Source organism: Romboutsia sp. LXY-2, assembly GCF_056171995.1.
Genome location: NZ_JBKFGI010000016.1, coordinates 1 through 15243, shown reverse-complemented (window position 1 = coordinate 15243; position 15243 = coordinate 1). Strand labels below are relative to the sequence as shown.

Annotated in this window: 17 protein-coding genes; 11 read left to right on the top strand and 6 right to left on the bottom strand. The window is 30.0% G+C overall.

All coding sequences use genetic code 11. From position 1 onward, the window contains the following. Window positions 1–63: 63 nt before the first annotated feature. The 6 genes from mnmE to rpmH all read right to left on the bottom strand — a co-directional run bounded on the left by mnmE (window position 64) and on the right by rpmH (window position 3759). A complete protein-coding gene (gene mnmE / locus ACI48P_RS19600) occupies window positions 64–1443 on the bottom strand; it encodes a tRNA uridine-5-carboxymethylaminomethyl(34) synthesis GTPase MnmE (protein ID WP_475218847.1) in 1380 nt (459 codons plus the stop codon). 120 nt (window positions 1444–1563) lie between these two features. Next, window positions 1564–2187 (bottom strand): RNA-binding cell elongation regulator Jag/EloR, encoded by a 624-nt coding sequence (gene jag / locus ACI48P_RS19595; RefSeq protein WP_475218846.1) that lies wholly within the window; start codon window positions 2185–2187, stop codon window positions 1564–1566. Further along, window positions 2159–2878: a YidC/Oxa1 family membrane protein insertase gene (locus ACI48P_RS19590; protein ID WP_475218845.1), complete on the bottom strand. Its 720-nt coding sequence runs from the start codon at window positions 2876–2878 to the stop codon at window positions 2159–2161. Before ACI48P_RS19590 ends, jag begins: the two co-directional genes overlap by 29 nt. A 32-nt stretch (window positions 2879–2910) precedes the next feature. Continuing rightward, a complete protein-coding gene (gene yidD / locus ACI48P_RS19585; protein ID WP_475218844.1) occupies window positions 2911–3162 on the bottom strand; it encodes a membrane protein insertion efficiency factor YidD in 252 nt (83 codons plus the stop codon). 39 nt (window positions 3163–3201) lie between these two features. Further along, on the bottom strand, window positions 3202–3546 hold the full coding sequence (gene rnpA / locus ACI48P_RS19580) for a ribonuclease P protein component (RefSeq protein ID WP_475218843.1): 345 nt from the start codon (window positions 3544–3546) through the stop codon (window positions 3202–3204). Between the two features lie 78 nt (window positions 3547–3624). Next, complete coding sequence (gene rpmH, locus ACI48P_RS19575) at window positions 3625–3759, bottom strand: 50S ribosomal protein L34 (RefSeq protein ID WP_007285206.1); 135 nt, start codon at window positions 3757–3759, stop codon at window positions 3625–3627. Between the two features lie 657 nt (window positions 3760–4416). Between rpmH and dnaA the strand changes: the two genes are divergently transcribed. From dnaA to ACI48P_RS19520, 11 genes are all read left to right on the top strand, one after another. Next, window positions 4417–5736, top strand: a complete 1320-nt coding sequence (dnaA, locus tag ACI48P_RS19570; RefSeq protein WP_475218841.1) for a chromosomal replication initiator protein DnaA — start codon at window positions 4417–4419, stop codon at window positions 5734–5736. A gap of 241 nt (window positions 5737–5977) precedes the next feature. Beyond that, window positions 5978–7084, top strand: coding sequence for a DNA polymerase III subunit beta (gene dnaN, locus ACI48P_RS19565; protein ID WP_475218840.1), 1107 nt, complete (start codon window positions 5978–5980; stop codon window positions 7082–7084). 119 nt (window positions 7085–7203) lie between these two features. Further along, window positions 7204–7410, top strand: a complete 207-nt coding sequence (gene yaaA, locus ACI48P_RS19560; RefSeq protein WP_475218838.1) for a S4 domain-containing protein YaaA — start codon at window positions 7204–7206, stop codon at window positions 7408–7410. A gap of 15 nt (window positions 7411–7425) precedes the next feature. Further along, a complete protein-coding gene (gene recF, locus ACI48P_RS19555; protein ID WP_475218836.1) occupies window positions 7426–8541 on the top strand; it encodes a DNA replication/repair protein RecF in 1116 nt (371 codons plus the stop codon). Further along, window positions 8542–10443: a DNA topoisomerase (ATP-hydrolyzing) subunit B gene (gene gyrB / locus ACI48P_RS19550; RefSeq protein ID WP_475218834.1), complete on the top strand. Its 1902-nt coding sequence runs from the start codon at window positions 8542–8544 to the stop codon at window positions 10441–10443. Window positions 10444–10461: 18 nt separating this feature from the next. Then, the gene (gyrA, locus tag ACI48P_RS19545; protein WP_475218833.1) at window positions 10462–12891 is read left to right on the top strand and encodes a DNA gyrase subunit A; all 2430 of its coding nucleotides are present in this window, start codon (window positions 10462–10464) and stop codon (window positions 12889–12891) included. A gap of 73 nt (window positions 12892–12964) precedes the next feature. Further along, window positions 12965–13249 carry a YtxH domain-containing protein gene (locus tag ACI48P_RS19540; protein WP_475218832.1) on the top strand — a complete coding sequence of 95 codons (285 nt, stop codon included), beginning with the start codon at window positions 12965–12967 and terminating at the stop codon, window positions 13247–13249. Next, window positions 13249–13506 carry a DUF948 domain-containing protein gene (locus ACI48P_RS19535; RefSeq protein ID WP_475218831.1) on the top strand — a complete coding sequence of 86 codons (258 nt, stop codon included), beginning with the start codon at window positions 13249–13251 and terminating at the stop codon, window positions 13504–13506. Before ACI48P_RS19540 ends, ACI48P_RS19535 begins: the two co-directional genes overlap by 1 nt. Before the next feature lie 15 nt (window positions 13507–13521). Further along, window positions 13522–13833 carry an STAS domain-containing protein gene (locus ACI48P_RS19530; RefSeq protein ID WP_475218829.1) on the top strand — a complete coding sequence of 104 codons (312 nt, stop codon included), beginning with the start codon at window positions 13522–13524 and terminating at the stop codon, window positions 13831–13833. Window positions 13834–13836: 3 nt separating this feature from the next. Further along, entirely contained in the window at window positions 13837–14244 is a 408-nt protein-coding gene (locus ACI48P_RS19525; RefSeq protein ID WP_475218828.1) for an ATP-binding protein, read from the top strand. Continuing rightward, on the top strand, window positions 14244–15020 hold the full coding sequence (locus ACI48P_RS19520; RefSeq protein ID WP_475218826.1) for a SigB/SigF/SigG family RNA polymerase sigma factor: 777 nt from the start codon (window positions 14244–14246) through the stop codon (window positions 15018–15020). Before ACI48P_RS19525 ends, ACI48P_RS19520 begins: the two co-directional genes overlap by 1 nt. Window positions 15021–15243: the final 223 nt, after the last annotated feature.

Genomic DNA, 15243 nt, shown 5'->3' with positions numbered 1-15243 from the left:
TAAACATTAATGTTTCACGAAAAACATAAAGTTTATTTTATATAGTAATGTCATTATTATTTTCTATTTTCCGATACAGAAGTTACTAAATATAGTATCTAATAAATCTTCTTTTATAGTATCTCCATTTATATAACCTAAATAATCCCATACATTCTTAAAGTCTACTTCTATAAAGTCATATGGCATATTTTGATCTATAGCTGTTATTGCATCATTTATAGACTCATAAGATTTTGCTAATGCATCTTTGTGTCTAGTGTTTGTTATCATTAGATTAGAAGAGCTTTTAACACTTCCTCTATAAACCATTGCTTCTATCTTATCTTGTAATTCTTCAATACCTTCATTTTGTAATGCCGATATTTTAATTATACTACTACTGTCAACATATTGATTTAACTTATCTTCTTCTATTTGAGGATCTAAATCTGTTTTGTTTAATAGTACTATTGTCTTCTTATTTTGTAAGTTTTCTAGTATCTCTAAGTCTTCTTTGTCTAATTTTCTAGATGAGTCTAGAACCATTATTACTAAATCAGCACTGCTGAAAGATTCTTTAGATTTTTCAACACCTATTTTTTCTACTACATCTTCTGTTTCTCTAATACCCGCAGTGTCTACTATTTTTAGAGGTATCCCTTTAATATTAACAAACTCTTCTATAACATCTCTTGTTGTACCAGGTATATCAGTTACTATAGCTCTATTTTCTCCTAATATAGAGTTAAGTAATGATGATTTACCAACATTTGGCTTACCTACTATAACAGTCTTTAGACCATCTCTAAGGATTTTTCCGCTCTCTGCTGTATCATATAATTTCTTAATTTCACATCTTAGTTCTTCTGCTCTTTCTCTAAGAGTTTGATATGTTATTTCTTCTATATCTTCTTCAGAGAAATCTATCGCAACTTCTAAGTGAGCCAATACTTCCGTAACATTTAATCTTAATTGCTTTATCTTATTAGATAAAGAACCTTCTAATTGACTTTGTGCTACTTCATGAGCAACTTCTGTTTTAGCTTTTATTACATCTATTATAGCTTCAGCTTGAGATAAATCTATTCTTCCATTTAAGAAAGCTCTCTTAGTAAATTCTCCAGCATCAGCTAATCTTACATCTTTAGATAAGATTAATTCTAATATTTTCTTTACAGAAATGAATCCACCGTGGCAATTTATTTCTATAACATCTTCAGCTGTATATGAATTTGGACCTTTCATATATGCTACTAATACCTCATCTATTATAGTTTCTCTATCTACTATATTTCCGTATATTAAAGTTCTTGTCTTATAGTCTTCTATTTTCTTTCCAGACATTGATTTAAATATACTTTCCGCAACTTGAAGTGACTTTTCTCCACTAATTCTTATAATGCCTATACCACCTTCACCAGGTGCAGTCGCTATTGCCGCTATCGTATCATCTAAAAACAAATTTATCACCTCATAAATTATAATTTTATCTATATCATTATTTTAATTGTTTCCTTAATCTTAACATTATATAAAATAAATCGCAAAAATAAAACCCCCTATCATATAGGAGGTTAAGTTTTATCTTTTATACTCTATTACTAATCTTCTGTAAGGATCTGTTCCTTCACTATATGTACTTACGTATTTATCATTTTGAAGAGATGAATGTACTATTCTTCTTTCATACGGGTTCATATAGTCTAGCTTTTTAGTTTTTTTAGTTTTGGCTACTTCTCTAGCTACTTTATTAGCATATCTTATTAACGATTCTTCTCTTTTAGATCTATAGTTTTCTATGTCAACAAGTACTCTCATGTGTGAGTCTTTGTTTATTTTGTTAAGAGCTAATCCTGTTAAGAATTGTATTGAATCTAGAGTTTCTCCCCTTCTACCAATTAAACATGCTGCATCTTTTCCTTCGATATCTACTTTAATTAGATGATCTTCTTGAGTTACATTAACTTTTGCAGTCACGTTAGAATTTTTAAGTATGTTTTCTACAAAACTCTTAGCTATATCTGCTTCAGTTTCTATAACTGTAATTTTATAAGTACCTTCTTTTGCACCTATTCCGAAAAATCCTTTAGTAGGATTTTCAATTACTTCTACTTCGATGTCTTTTTCTTGAACGTTTAGTTGTAGTAAGGCTTTACTTATAGCCTCTTCTTTAGTCTTACTTTTTAATTCTAGGCTTTTTCTCATCAACTACTTCCTCCTTAGAGTTAGCCAACTTTTTCTTTAAAGGATTCATTACTAAGTAGTATTGTGCTATTGTAAATAGGTTACTTGCTGTCCAGTATACTGCAAGACCTGCTGGGAAAGTCATCCCCCAATAGAAAGACATAGCAGCCATAACATAAGTCATAGTCTTCATTGTACCTTCTTGTTGATCACTTGGAGTCATTATCTTTTGCATTATATATGCACTTCCCCCTGAAAGTATCCCCATACTTAGCCCCTGTAGAGTAAATCCTCCAGCTTGAGTTAGGCTTGATAACCATAAAAATCCTGTGTCTGCTGCTTGGAATGCCGCTTCGTTAGCATACAGTCCATAAGCCCAAGGCTCTCTTAACACAGCATATAGTCCAAATAATATTGGCATTTGTATTAATAATGGTAAACACCCTGCTAATGGATTAATCTTAGCTTCTTGGTATAACTTCATTATTTCTTGATTTTGTTTTTCTGGTTTATTTTTATATTTTTCTTGTATTTCCTTTATCTTAGGCTGTATATCCTGCATAGCCTTTGTTGACTTAGTTTGCTTAATTGTAAGTGGTAATAATAATACTTTTACAAATATTGTAAATAGTATTATAGAAAGCCCATAGTTGTTCACAACTTCAAAGATTATTCTAAGAGCGTGACCTAACAAATTACTTATGATACTCAATTGTCATACCTCCTAAAGTATTTAATTAATTTTTATTTTAGAGGGTCGTATCCTCCTGGATGAAAAGGATGGCACTTCGATACACGTATTATGGTAAGGATAAAACCTTTTACTAATCCGTATTTTTTAAATGCCTCTATCGAATATTGGGAACATGTAGGATAAAATCTACAGGTAGGACCCTTTAAAGGAGATATATATTTTTGATAAAACCTTACTAAACAAATACATACTTTCGACAAATACATATTCATTTCCTTCAATATATATGATATTTTATTCAATTTAAAAACCTCCATGAGTCAATACTCAATATTTGCACCCTATATAAACATATCTGATTTTTTTACTAAATAATTAACTGATTTTTCTATATCCTTATGAGTAGCATCTTTACTTGCTATTCTAGCAATAAACACAATATCGTATCCTGCTTTAACTTTATCATCAACATTTAGTCTGTATACTTCTCTAATTAATCTTCTCACTCTATTTCTTGTAATCGCTTTTCCAACTTTTTTAGAAACTGAAATTCCCAGTCTACTCTCTTCTGATTTATTTTCAAGTATATACATTACTAAATACTTATTTGCAAAAGACTTGCCGTGTTTATATACCTTTCTAAAATCAGAGTCTTTTCTCAATCCTTTAGTTCTATTAAAGTCCATGCTAAATCCTCCATAAACACAGCTAATAAATATTATTTCCTACACAAAAAGGCCACTATTTAGCGGCCTTTTTAATTATTAATGAGTTAATCTATTTCTTCCTTTAGCTCTTCTTCTCTTTAACACGTTTCTTCCGTTAGACGTCTTCATTCTCTTTCTGAAACCATGTTCTTTCTTTCTTTGTCTTTTCTTTGGTTGATAAGTTCTTTTCATTTATTGCACCGCCTTTCAGGTTTGTTTTTCCGTTTATAAAAATAATAACTTTACCCTCAAAAGTAAACATAACACATACAATTATAAATGCTTTTATAATGCTTGTCAACGAGTTTTTGGACTATGAAAATCATAAAATTGCTATATATATATTAATGTATATTTTTAATTTCAAAGTTAGCCTAGAAATAATATTTGCCAACAAATATGAACTGTTATTATTTTTCATAAAAAATAGAATTTTATAATATAGTGTATAAATTTATCAACAGCCGTTTAATATTGTGGATAAATTCCCATAAATTATTGAAAATTGGCTTTTATTCTGATATTATTATTATACCTGTTGATAATGTTTATAAAATATATTAACTTATTAAATTTATTCACAAGCTGTGGATATAAATGTGTATAACTTATTTTCTTTATGTTAATAATCTAGATATAAGCTATGCTTATTATATATTGATACTATTTATAACTTTATATACATATTGTTTATATCTTTTTAGTTTTTTAGAATAATTTATGTTATTAGTATTTTATCCACATTCTTATCCATAACATTAGTTATTTATTCAAATTTATATATATTTTTTTGTTTTTTGTTAATAACTTTGTGGAAAATGTTAATTATTCTGTTCGGAGGTTTATATTATGGATATAGTTTCTTTATGGGACAAAACACTACAATTAATAAAAGGTGAGTTATCTCCACCTAGTTTCAATGCTTTTTTCAAGCAAATAGTACCTTTAAAGGTTTACATGAATGATCTAATACTTTTAGTTCCTAATGAATTTACCAAAAGCATATTAGAAGATAGATATTTAACTCTCATAGAAAGTTCAGTAAATCAGCTATCATTAAAAAAATACAATATTAAATTCGTCTTAAGTGAGCAAGAGGTTGAAGGCTTAGGTGAAGAAAATAATACCGCAACAACAAAAAAGAACCATCCAAATTTAAATCCTAAATATACTTTTGATACGTTCGTAATTGGAAATAGTAATAGATTTGCTCATGCTGCATGCGTTGCAGTTGCTGAATCTCCAGCTAGAGCATACAATCCATTATTCTTATACGGAGGCGTTGGATTAGGAAAAACTCATTTAATGCATGCAATTGGGCATCATATAATGACTCAAAAAAAGGATCCTAAAGTTGTTTATGTTTCTTCAGAAAAGTTCACAAATGAGCTTATAAACTCAATTAAGGACGATAGAAACGAAGAATTTAGAAATAAATACAGAAATGTAGATATACTTCTAATAGATGACATTCAGTTTATAGCTGGCAAAGAGAGAACTCAGGAAGAATTCTTCCATACTTTTAATACTCTTCACGAAGCTAATAAGCAAATCATCATATCTAGTGATAGGCCACCAAAAGAAATACCTACATTAGAGGATAGATTAAGATCAAGATTCGAAATGGGACTTATAACAGATATTCAAGCTCCTGATTTTGAAACTAGAATAGCTATTCTTAGAAAAAAAGCCCAAATGGAGAACATAGAAGTTCCAAATGAGGTAATGTCTTATATAGCGAAAAATATTAAATCAAACATAAGAGAATTAGAAGGTGCCCTAACACGTGTAGTAGCATATTCATCTCTTACAAATAGAACGATATCTTTAGATCTTGCAGCTGAAGCACTTAAAGATATTATAACTACTTCAAAAAATGAAGAAATCACAGTAAATAGAATAAAAGAAAAAGTAGCTTCTGTTTTTAATTTAAAAATGGAAGATTTTAATTCGAAAAAAAGAACAAGATCTATTGCTTTCCCAAGACAAATAGCAATGTATTTATCTCGTGAGCTTACAGATTTATCACTTCCTAAGATCGGTGAAGAATTTGGAGGAAGAGATCATACTACAGTTATTCATGCTCATGACAAGATAAGTAAAGATATCCAAGAAGTGGAAGACGTAAAGACGAAAATAGACAAAATAATCTCTGATTTAAAGGGATAAGTTATACACATTTGTCTGTTAGTATCGTCTTAATATCATGTTCATAGTTTTTTGGACAAAAAATTACACACAAAATATCATATTCAAACTCACAAAGATATTAACATTTTATACACATGTTGATATCTTTCCATTTATTACGGTGTAGATAGTTATTCACATTATCAACAACACCTACTACTATGACTACTAATTTTTTTATTTATTTTTTTATATAAATGCCACAAGGAGGTTATCCACATTGAAGATAATTTGTAATCAAAAGCTTTTAGCTCATAAAATAGGAATTGCTCAAAAAGCTATTAACTCAAAAACTACTTTAGATCTTTTAAAAGGGATACTATTATCTGCTAAAGGAGATCAATTACAGTTAACTGGATATGATTTAGAAATCGGAATAGAAACATATACTCAAGCAGAAGTAGTAAAAGAAGGGGATATAGTAGTAAATGCTAGACTTTTTGGAGATATAATAAGAAAATTACCTGATTCTTTTGTTGAAATAGAAACAGATGCTGAAAATAATGTTTATATAAACTGTTTAAACTCTAGATTTAAAATAAAAGGAGACTCTCCAAAAGAATATCCTAGATTACCAGAAGTAAATGAAGAAGATTTATACAATATTCCTCAAGATTTACTAAAAAATATGATAAAGCAAACAGTATTCGCTATTTCTCAAGATCAAACTAAACCTGTATTAATGGGTGAACTTTTAGAGATAGTAGATGGTAACATAAGTTTAGTTGCTATTGATGGTTATAGACTTGCAGTAAGAAGTTGTTCTGTTGATAATATTATGAACAATACAAAAGTAATAATACCAGGTAAGGCACTTAATGATGTAAATAGTCTTTTATCATCAGAGGAAGATGTTAAAGTTGGATTTGACGATAAAAATGCAATATTTATAATAAACGAGACTAAAATAATAACAAGACTTCTAGAAGGTGATTTTATAGATTATAAAAAATTACTTCCTAGAGAACATAACTCTAAAGTTAAATTAAAAACTAAAGAACTTTTAAATAGTATTGAGAGAGCTTCTTTATTATCTCAATCAGAGAAGAATAACCTTATAAAATTATCTATAAGAGATAATGCTATGGCTATAACTTCAAATACTGATAAAGGTAATGTATACGAAGAAGTTTCTTTAGAACTAGAAGGAGATTATTTAGATATAGCATTTAACTCTAGATACTTCTTAGAAGGTTTAAAAAATATAGATAGCGAAGAAATATTCTTAGAATTTACGACAAATGTAAATCCATGTATAATCAGACCAGCAGATGGTGTAAAATATACTTATTTATTACTTCCTGTTAGAATATCATCAAACATATAGTATAGACAGAAAACCCAACTAATCATAAAGTTGGGTTTTTGTAGGTAATTTTGTGATATAATATATTTTTAGACAAGTTTGGAAAAATAATTATAAATATAAAAATAGGAGGAATTAACATGATCGAAATATCTATAGATTCAGAATACATTAAGCTAGATCAATTCCTTAAATTAGTGGACCTTGCTTCAACAGGAGGACATGCTAAGTTCTTAATTCAAGAAGGATTAGTTAAAGTTAATGGAGAAATTGAACTTAGAAGAGGAAAAAAGCTAAGATCTGGAGATTTAGTGGAAGTAGAAGGAAATTTAATAAAAGTAGTGTAAAAAGGAGTGCCTTTTGTGCGACTAAATAGTTTACAGCTAGTTAATTTTAGGAACTATGATAATTTACATTTACAATTTAATGAAAAAGTAAATCTTCTTGTTGGTAAAAATGGACAAGGAAAGACCAACATTGTAGAATCTATTTACATGTTATCTTTTGGAAAATCATTTAGGACTAATAAAGACCGTGAGATTATAAAGTTTAATACCGAAAATTTATATGTAGGAGGAAGTTATTCCAAAATGCATACAAATGGTCTAATAGAAATTGGTATTGGGAAAAATAAAAAAGGTATTAAAGTTAATAAAATACACATACAAAAAATTCATGAATTACTTGGGAATCTAAATGTTGTTATTTTTTCGCCTGAAGATTTAAAATTAGTTAAAGATGGCCCAAAAGAACGTAGATTATTTATAGATAAAGAAATAAGTCAAATAATGCCTAAATATTATAACTACCTTACTAGTTATAATAAGGTTTTATTTCAAAGAAATAAATTGCTAAAAAGTAATCATATAGATAAAGCGTTATTAGACGTATATGATGAAAGCTTAGCCCAATATGGAAGCTATATTTATATAATTCGAAGAGATTTCATAAAAAAAATAGCAGACATTGCTAGAGAAATGCATAAAAACCTTACTAACGATATTGAAAATTTATCGATTACATATAAGAATCAGATAAACGTATGTGATGAAGATAGTGTACAAACTGTATGCAACAAATTTATTGAAAAGTTAGCATCTAGTAGAAATAGTGATATAGAGACAAGAACTACAAGATATGGTATTCATAAAGATGATTTAAATATATTCGTAAATGACCTGGATGTAAGGCTTTATGGCTCTCAAGGTCAACAAAGAACAGCTTCTATATCTCTGAAATTATCAGAAATAGAGCTGATAAACAACGAAGTAGGCGAATACCCTGTATTGATTTTAGACGATGTCTTTAGTGAACTAGATGAAACAAGACAAAAATTATTAGTAGATAACCTGAGTGTAGTTCAAATGTTTATAACTACGGCTGAAGTTTCACATAAAAATATCTTTGATAGAGAAAATACTACTATTTTCAACATCGACAAAGGATGCGTTGTTAGCATAGAGAATGGAGGGAACTAAATGAAACAAGAATATGGTGCAAGTCAGATACAGGTATTAGAAGGGTTAGAAGCCGTTAGAAAAAGACCTGGTATGTACATAGGTTCTACTGGTCCTAGAGGTTTACACCATTTAGTTTATGAGGTAGTAGATAATAGTATAGATGAGGCCTTACAAGGTTATTGTACTGATATCTATGTAGCGATAAACGAAGATGGAAGTATAACTGTTAAGGATAACGGAAGAGGTATACCTGTTGAAATACATCCACAAACAGGAAAATCAACATTAGAAACAGTATTAACTGTTCTTCATGCAGGAGGAAAATTCGGTGGAGGAGGATACAAGGTATCTGGAGGTCTTCACGGAGTTGGGGTTTCTGTTGTTAATGCGTTATCTAAGTGGTTAGTAGCAGAAGTAAGTAGAAATGGTAAAGTATATAGACAAACTTATGAGAAGGGGATACCAACATCAGAGCTTGAGATAGTAGGAGAATCTACTCATACAGGAACTGTAACAATGTTTATGCCTGATGAAACTATATTTGATGAAATAGAATTCAAATATGAAACATTAGAGCATAGACTTAGGGAATTATCTTTCTTAAATAAAGGTATAAAAATCATATTTGAAGATAAAAGAAGTGAAAATCCTAAAAAGAAGGAGTTCCATTATACTGGTGGATTAGTTGAATATGTAAAATATTTAAATAAGACAAGAACTGGAATTCATGAAGATATAGTTTATATAGATAAAAAAGTGAAAGATTGTGTAGTTGAGTTAGCTATGCAATATACTGATGGCTATACAGAGAACGTATATTCTTTTGCTAATAACATCAATACTCACGAAGGTGGGTCTCACTTAGCTGGTTTCAGAACCGCTCTTACAAAAACTATAAATGAGTATGCTAAAAGAAACAAGTTATTAAAAGATAGTGATCCTAACTTATTAGGAGAAGATATAAGAGAAGGTCTTACTGCAGTTGTATCTGTTAAGCTTCCTGAGCCTCAATTCGAAGGTCAAACTAAGACTAAACTAGGTAATACTGAGATGAGAGGAATCGTTGATAGTGTAACAGTAGAAGAGTTAGGAGCATTCTTAGAAGAGAACCCAACAACAGCTAGAATAATAGTTGATAAGGGACTTAGAGCTCAAAGAGCTAGAGAAGCTGCAAAGAGAGCAAGAGAATTAACAAGAAGAAAGAGTGTACTAGAAAGTACTTCATTACCTGGGAAATTAGCTGACTGTGCTGAAAAAGATCCATCTAAGAGTGAAATATTCTTAGTCGAAGGGGATTCTGCCGGTGGTTCTGCTAAGCAAGGTAGAGATAGACACTCTCAAGCAATATTACCACTTAGAGGTAAGATATTAAACGTTGAAAAATCTAGATTAGATAAGATATTATCTTCTGATGAAATAAAGAATATGATAACTGCATTTGGATGTGGTGTAGGAAATGATTTCGATTTAGAAAAAGCAAGATACCACAAAATAGTAATCATGACCGATGCCGATGTGGATGGTGCTCACATAAGAACACTATTATTAACATTCTTCTTCAGATATATGAGACCACTTATTGATAATGGTTATATATATGCAGCTCAACCACCTTTATACAAAGTTAAGAAGCAAAAGAAAGAACACTATGTTTACTCTGAGAAGGAATTAAATAAATTATTAGATGAAATAGGTAGACAAGGTGTAGAGCTTCAAAGATATAAGGGGCTTGGAGAGATGAATGCAGAGCAATTATGGGATACGACAATGAACCCAGACACTAGAACTTTATTACAAGTATCTGTAGAAGATGCAGCTGTAGCAGATGAGGTATTCTCTATGCTTATGGGTGATAAAGTAGCTCCTAGAAAAGAATTTATAGAGACAAACGCGAAATACGTTAGAAACTTAGATATATAAGAAAGGGGATAAGTAACAATGGAAGAAAACAATAGAATACTCCCTATTGAAATTGCTGATGAAATGAAAAACTCATACATTGATTATGCCATGAGTGTTATAGCTGGTCGTGCCCTTCCTGATGTAAGAGATGGATTAAAGCCCGTTCATAGAAGAATATTATACTCAATGAGTGAGTTAAACTTAACACCAGATAAACCATATAGAAAGTCTGCCCGTATTGTTGGGGACGTTCTAGGGAAGTACCATCCACACGGAGATACTGCAGTTTATTTTGCAATGGTTAGAATGGCTCAAGATTTCTCAACTAGAGGACTTTTAGTTGATGGACATGGTAACTTTGGTTCTGTAGATGGTGACTCGCCAGCGGCAATGCGTTATACAGAAGCGAGAATGAGTAAATTAGCTCTTGAATTATTAAGAGATATAGATAAAGAAACAGTAGATTTCACACCTAACTTTGATGAATCTTTAAAAGAACCGTCAGTATTACCATCAAGATATCCTAACCTTTTAGTTAATGGATCTAATGGTATAGCAGTAGGTATGGCAACATCAATACCTCCTCACAACTTAGGAGAAGTAATAGATGCTACTGTGCATTTAATAGAAAATCCAGAATGTATGGTTGAAGATTTAATGCAATTTATACAAGGACCAGATTTCCCAACTTCAGCAATAATAATGGGTAAGGAAAATATAAACCAAGCTTACCAAACAGGTAGAGGTAAAGTTAAGGTTAGAGCTAGAGCGTACATAGAAGAGCTAGCAAAAGGTAGACAACAAATAGTAGTAACTGAAATACCATATCAAGTAAATAAGGCTAAGTTAGTTGAAAGAATAGCTGAATTAGTTAAAGATAAGAAGTTAGAAGGAATCTCTGACTTAAGAGATGAAAGTAACAGAAATGGTATGAGAATAGTTATAGAGCTTAAGAGAGATGCAAATGCTAATATAGTATTAAACAACTTATATAAGCATTCTCAAATGGAAGATACATTTAGTATAATTATGTTAGCATTAGTTAACGGACAACCTAAAGTATTAAACCTTAAGCAAGCATTATATCATTATGTAGAGCATCAAAAAGATGTTGTTACTAGAAGAACTAAATTTGAATTAAACAAAGCTGAAGCTAGAGCGCACATATTAGAAGGTTTAAGAATCGCACTTGATAATATAGATGCAGTTATAAGCTTAATCAGAGCTTCTAAGACAACTCAAGAAGCTAAAGAAGGATTAGTAGTTAAGTTTAAATTATCAGAAATACAAGCACAAGCTATCTTAGATATGAGACTTCAAAGACTTACTGGCTTAGAAAGAGATAAGATAGAAGCTGAGTATGAAGAGTTAATGAAGAAAATAAATAGATTAAGAGAAATATTAGCAGATGAAAGATTACTTCTAAACGTAATAAAAGATGAGATGCTAATAATCAAAGAAAACTATGCAGATGAAAGAAGAACAGAAATAAGACATGCTGAAGGGGAAATCGACATGAGAGATCTTATAAGCGATGAAGAGATAGCAATAACTCTTACTCACTTCGGATACATCAAGAGATTACCAGCAGATACTTATAAGAGTCAAAGAAGAGGCGGAAGAGGTATATCAGCTCTTACAACAAGAGAAGAAGATTTCGTTAAGCATCTTGTATCGACAACTACTCATAGTAGATTATTGTTCTTCACAAATAAAGGTAGAGTATTTAGATTAAATGCTTACGATATACCAGAAGGAAAGAGACAAGCTAAAGGAACTGCTATTGTAAACTTATTACAATTAGCTCCAGGTGAAAAGATCGCTACTCTAATTCCTATAGATGTACAAGATGATAATAAATTCATATTATTAGCTACTAAGAAAGGTATAGTTAAGAAAACTAACCGTGAAGAATTTAAAAATATCAATAAATCTGGACTTATAGCTATAGGTTTAAGAGAAGATGATGAACTTATAGGTGTTAAATTAACTAATGGTTCAAAAGAAGTTCTATTAGTTACTCAAGAAGGTATGTCTATAAGATTTGATGAAAATGATATAAGACCTATGGGTAGAACTGCTATGGGTGTTAAGGGTATAACATTATCAAAAGATGATGATAAAGTTGTATCTATGAGTCTTTGCGATGAAGGAACAGAAGTATTAGTAGTTAGTGAAAATGGATTTGGAAAAAGAACAGACATAGAAGAATATAGAAGTCAAATAAGAGCCGGAAAAGGTATAAAGACTTATAATATAGCAGAAAAGACAGGAACAATAGTTGGAGCTGAACTAGTAAATGAAGATGATGAAATAATGATCATCAACTCTGACGGAGTACTAATCAGAATAAAAGTTAGTGAAATATCATTATTCGGAAGAGTAACAAGTGGAGTTAAACTAATGAAGACTAATGATGAAGTTAATGTGGTTTCTATTGCTAAAATAAATAACGAGGAAGAATAGGATATTTATCCTATTCTTTTTCTCAATATTAATGATATACATATAGATTTAGATATATGAGAGGAGTAGTAGTATGAGTAGTAGAAAAGGGAAATATTTATTCTTTGGAGCAATACTAGGATTTTTAGCAGGTTTATTCTTTGCACCTAAAAAAGGTTCTGAATTAAGACAAGAAGCAAAAATAAAGTTAGACGAAGTTAAAGAAAATCCAAAAGAAGTTCTACAAGAAACTATTATTAGTGTTAGAGAAAAAATAACTGATATTATTGATGATACTAGAGAAGAAGATAATATAAAAATATCAGAAGATGAGATAATAATTAGTAAGAGTTTTGATGATGAGGGAGAGATTAGATAATGGATGCATTAGGATGGCAAATAGGGGCTGTTTTAATTGGTGCATCAGCACTAATTGTGGGAATATATATAGCCAAACTACTTAATAGTGCTACTAAAATCACAGACAAAGTTTATAAAATTGTAGATTATAATGAAAGACACATACATGAAACTATAGAAAATGTGGCATCAATAACAAGAAACACAGATGAAATAATGGATATGGTTAGTAATATAACTAGCATAACTAAGATGTTTAGAATTTTTAAAAGATAGCTAGGAGGACTAAGAATGTCAATAAACATAAACTCTAAACTAGATAATGATTTCTGGAATGTAAGTATAGAAGGAGAATTAGATGTATCTAGTGCAGACAAGTTAAAAGATCAGCTTCACAAAATAGTAGATGAAAAGATGTTAGATGTAAAAATTGATTTAACGAATTTGGAATATATTGACTCAACTGGTTTAGGAGTTATTATAGGGGTATTAAAGAAATTAAGAGTAAATGATAAAGAAATATATATACTAAACCCTAGAAGCAATGTGAAAAAGATTTTTACCATAACAGGTCTAGATAAAATATTTAAGATGGAGGGATAGATTTTGACTTGTGAAACTATAAAAATGGAGCTTACTGCAAATCCCGATTATGTAGGTATTATAAGATTAACTACTTCAGGAATAGCTAACAAGATAGGATTTTCTGTTGACGATATAGAAGATTTAAAAGTTGCTGTATCAGAAGCTTGCACAAATGCAATAAAGCATAGTAAGGATATGAAGTTTATAATAACGTTTAATATTTTAGAAAATGGAATTAACATAGAAATTAAAGATAATGGACAAGGATATGACATTAACTCAATAAGTACACCTAATTTAGAAGAACCTAAAGAAAGCGGATTAGGATTATTCATAATACAAGCATTAATGGATGATGTAAGTATGGAATCTAAAGCTGGAGAAGGAACAATAATAAAAATGACTAAATATTTAGGAGTTGATTTCTAATGAAGAATGTAGCTAATGCTACAATTTACCTAAATATGGATACAAAAGAGCTATTCAAGATATATAGTAATGATAAGGATAATAGAGAAGTTAGAAATATTCTTATAGAAAGACATCTGTATTTAGCCAATTTATTAGCAAAAAAGTACATAAATAAGGGTGTAGACTTTGAAGATATATATCAAGTTGCATCAGTAGCACTGATATATGCAATAGATAGATATGATATTGAAAAAGGATTTGAATTTTCTAGTTTTGCAACACCTACTATAGTAGGTGAGATAAAAAAGTACTTTAGAGATAAAGTATGGACCTTAAGGGTACCTAGAAGAGTTCAAGAGTTAAGCAAAAAAATAAGTGAAGCTAAATTAGCATTAGAGCAGGAAAATAAAAGACATCCTAAAGTAAAAGATATTGCTAATTATATAGGGTGCAGTGAAGAAGACGTACTAGAAGCTATGGAAGCAAGTTACGGGTATCAACCGGTATCTTTAGATGCATCAAGTAATGATGACTCAGAAGAAAAAGATCTTACTCTAAGCGATAAACTAGGGCAAGAAGAAAGTAATTTTGGAAATATAGAACAAAGTGACTTTATAAATAAATTTATGGAGAACCTTAATGAGGTAGAAATAAAAATATTTAAAGGGAGATTTTTCTTAGACAAAACTCAATCAGCATTAGCTAAAGAATTGGAAACATCACAAATGACTGTTTCTAGATTAGAGAAAAAGATCGTAGAAAAATTAAGAAAAGAGTACGAAAAAAATATTTAATAAAAAAATATAGAAAAAGTATTGACCTACTGTTAGATATATAGTATATTATTACTTGTCCTTAAGAAAAGGGCAACAACATAAAAGCCACAGAGTGGCAAGTAATAATGAACTTTGAAAATTAAACAGTAGGTTAATTTATAGAATTTGAAACAACCAAACAAAGCCAGATATATAACAGTATCTGAGCCCGTTAAACTTTTATTTGAGAGTTTGATCCTGG

What these genes read in the sequence shown, in the direction of transcription:
- jag (WP_475218846.1), bottom strand. Translation starts at nt 2,187, where the DNA reads ATGAGAAAAAGCCTAGAATTAAAAAGTAAGACTAAAGAAGAGGCTATA.
- rnpA (WP_475218843.1), bottom strand. Translation starts at nt 3,546, where the DNA reads ATGGACTTTAATAGAACTAAAGGATTGAGAAAAGACTCTGATTTTAGA.
- rpmH (WP_007285206.1), bottom strand. Translation starts at nt 3,759, where the DNA reads ATGAAAAGAACTTATCAACCAAAGAAAAGACAAAGAAAGAAAGAACAT.
- dnaA (WP_475218841.1), top strand. Translation starts at nt 4,417, where the DNA reads ATGGATATAGTTTCTTTATGGGACAAAACACTACAATTAATAAAAGGT.
- yaaA (WP_475218838.1), top strand. Translation starts at nt 7,204, where the DNA reads ATGATCGAAATATCTATAGATTCAGAATACATTAAGCTAGATCAATTC.
- gyrB (WP_475218834.1), top strand. Translation starts at nt 8,542, where the DNA reads ATGAAACAAGAATATGGTGCAAGTCAGATACAGGTATTAGAAGGGTTA.
- gyrA (WP_475218833.1), top strand. Translation starts at nt 10,462, where the DNA reads ATGGAAGAAAACAATAGAATACTCCCTATTGAAATTGCTGATGAAATG.
- ACI48P_RS19540 (WP_475218832.1), top strand. Translation starts at nt 12,965, where the DNA reads ATGAGTAGTAGAAAAGGGAAATATTTATTCTTTGGAGCAATACTAGGA.
- ACI48P_RS19535 (WP_475218831.1), top strand. Translation starts at nt 13,249, where the DNA reads ATGGATGCATTAGGATGGCAAATAGGGGCTGTTTTAATTGGTGCATCA.
- ACI48P_RS19530 (WP_475218829.1), top strand. Translation starts at nt 13,522, where the DNA reads ATGTCAATAAACATAAACTCTAAACTAGATAATGATTTCTGGAATGTA.
- ACI48P_RS19520 (WP_475218826.1), top strand. Translation starts at nt 14,244, where the DNA reads ATGAAGAATGTAGCTAATGCTACAATTTACCTAAATATGGATACAAAA.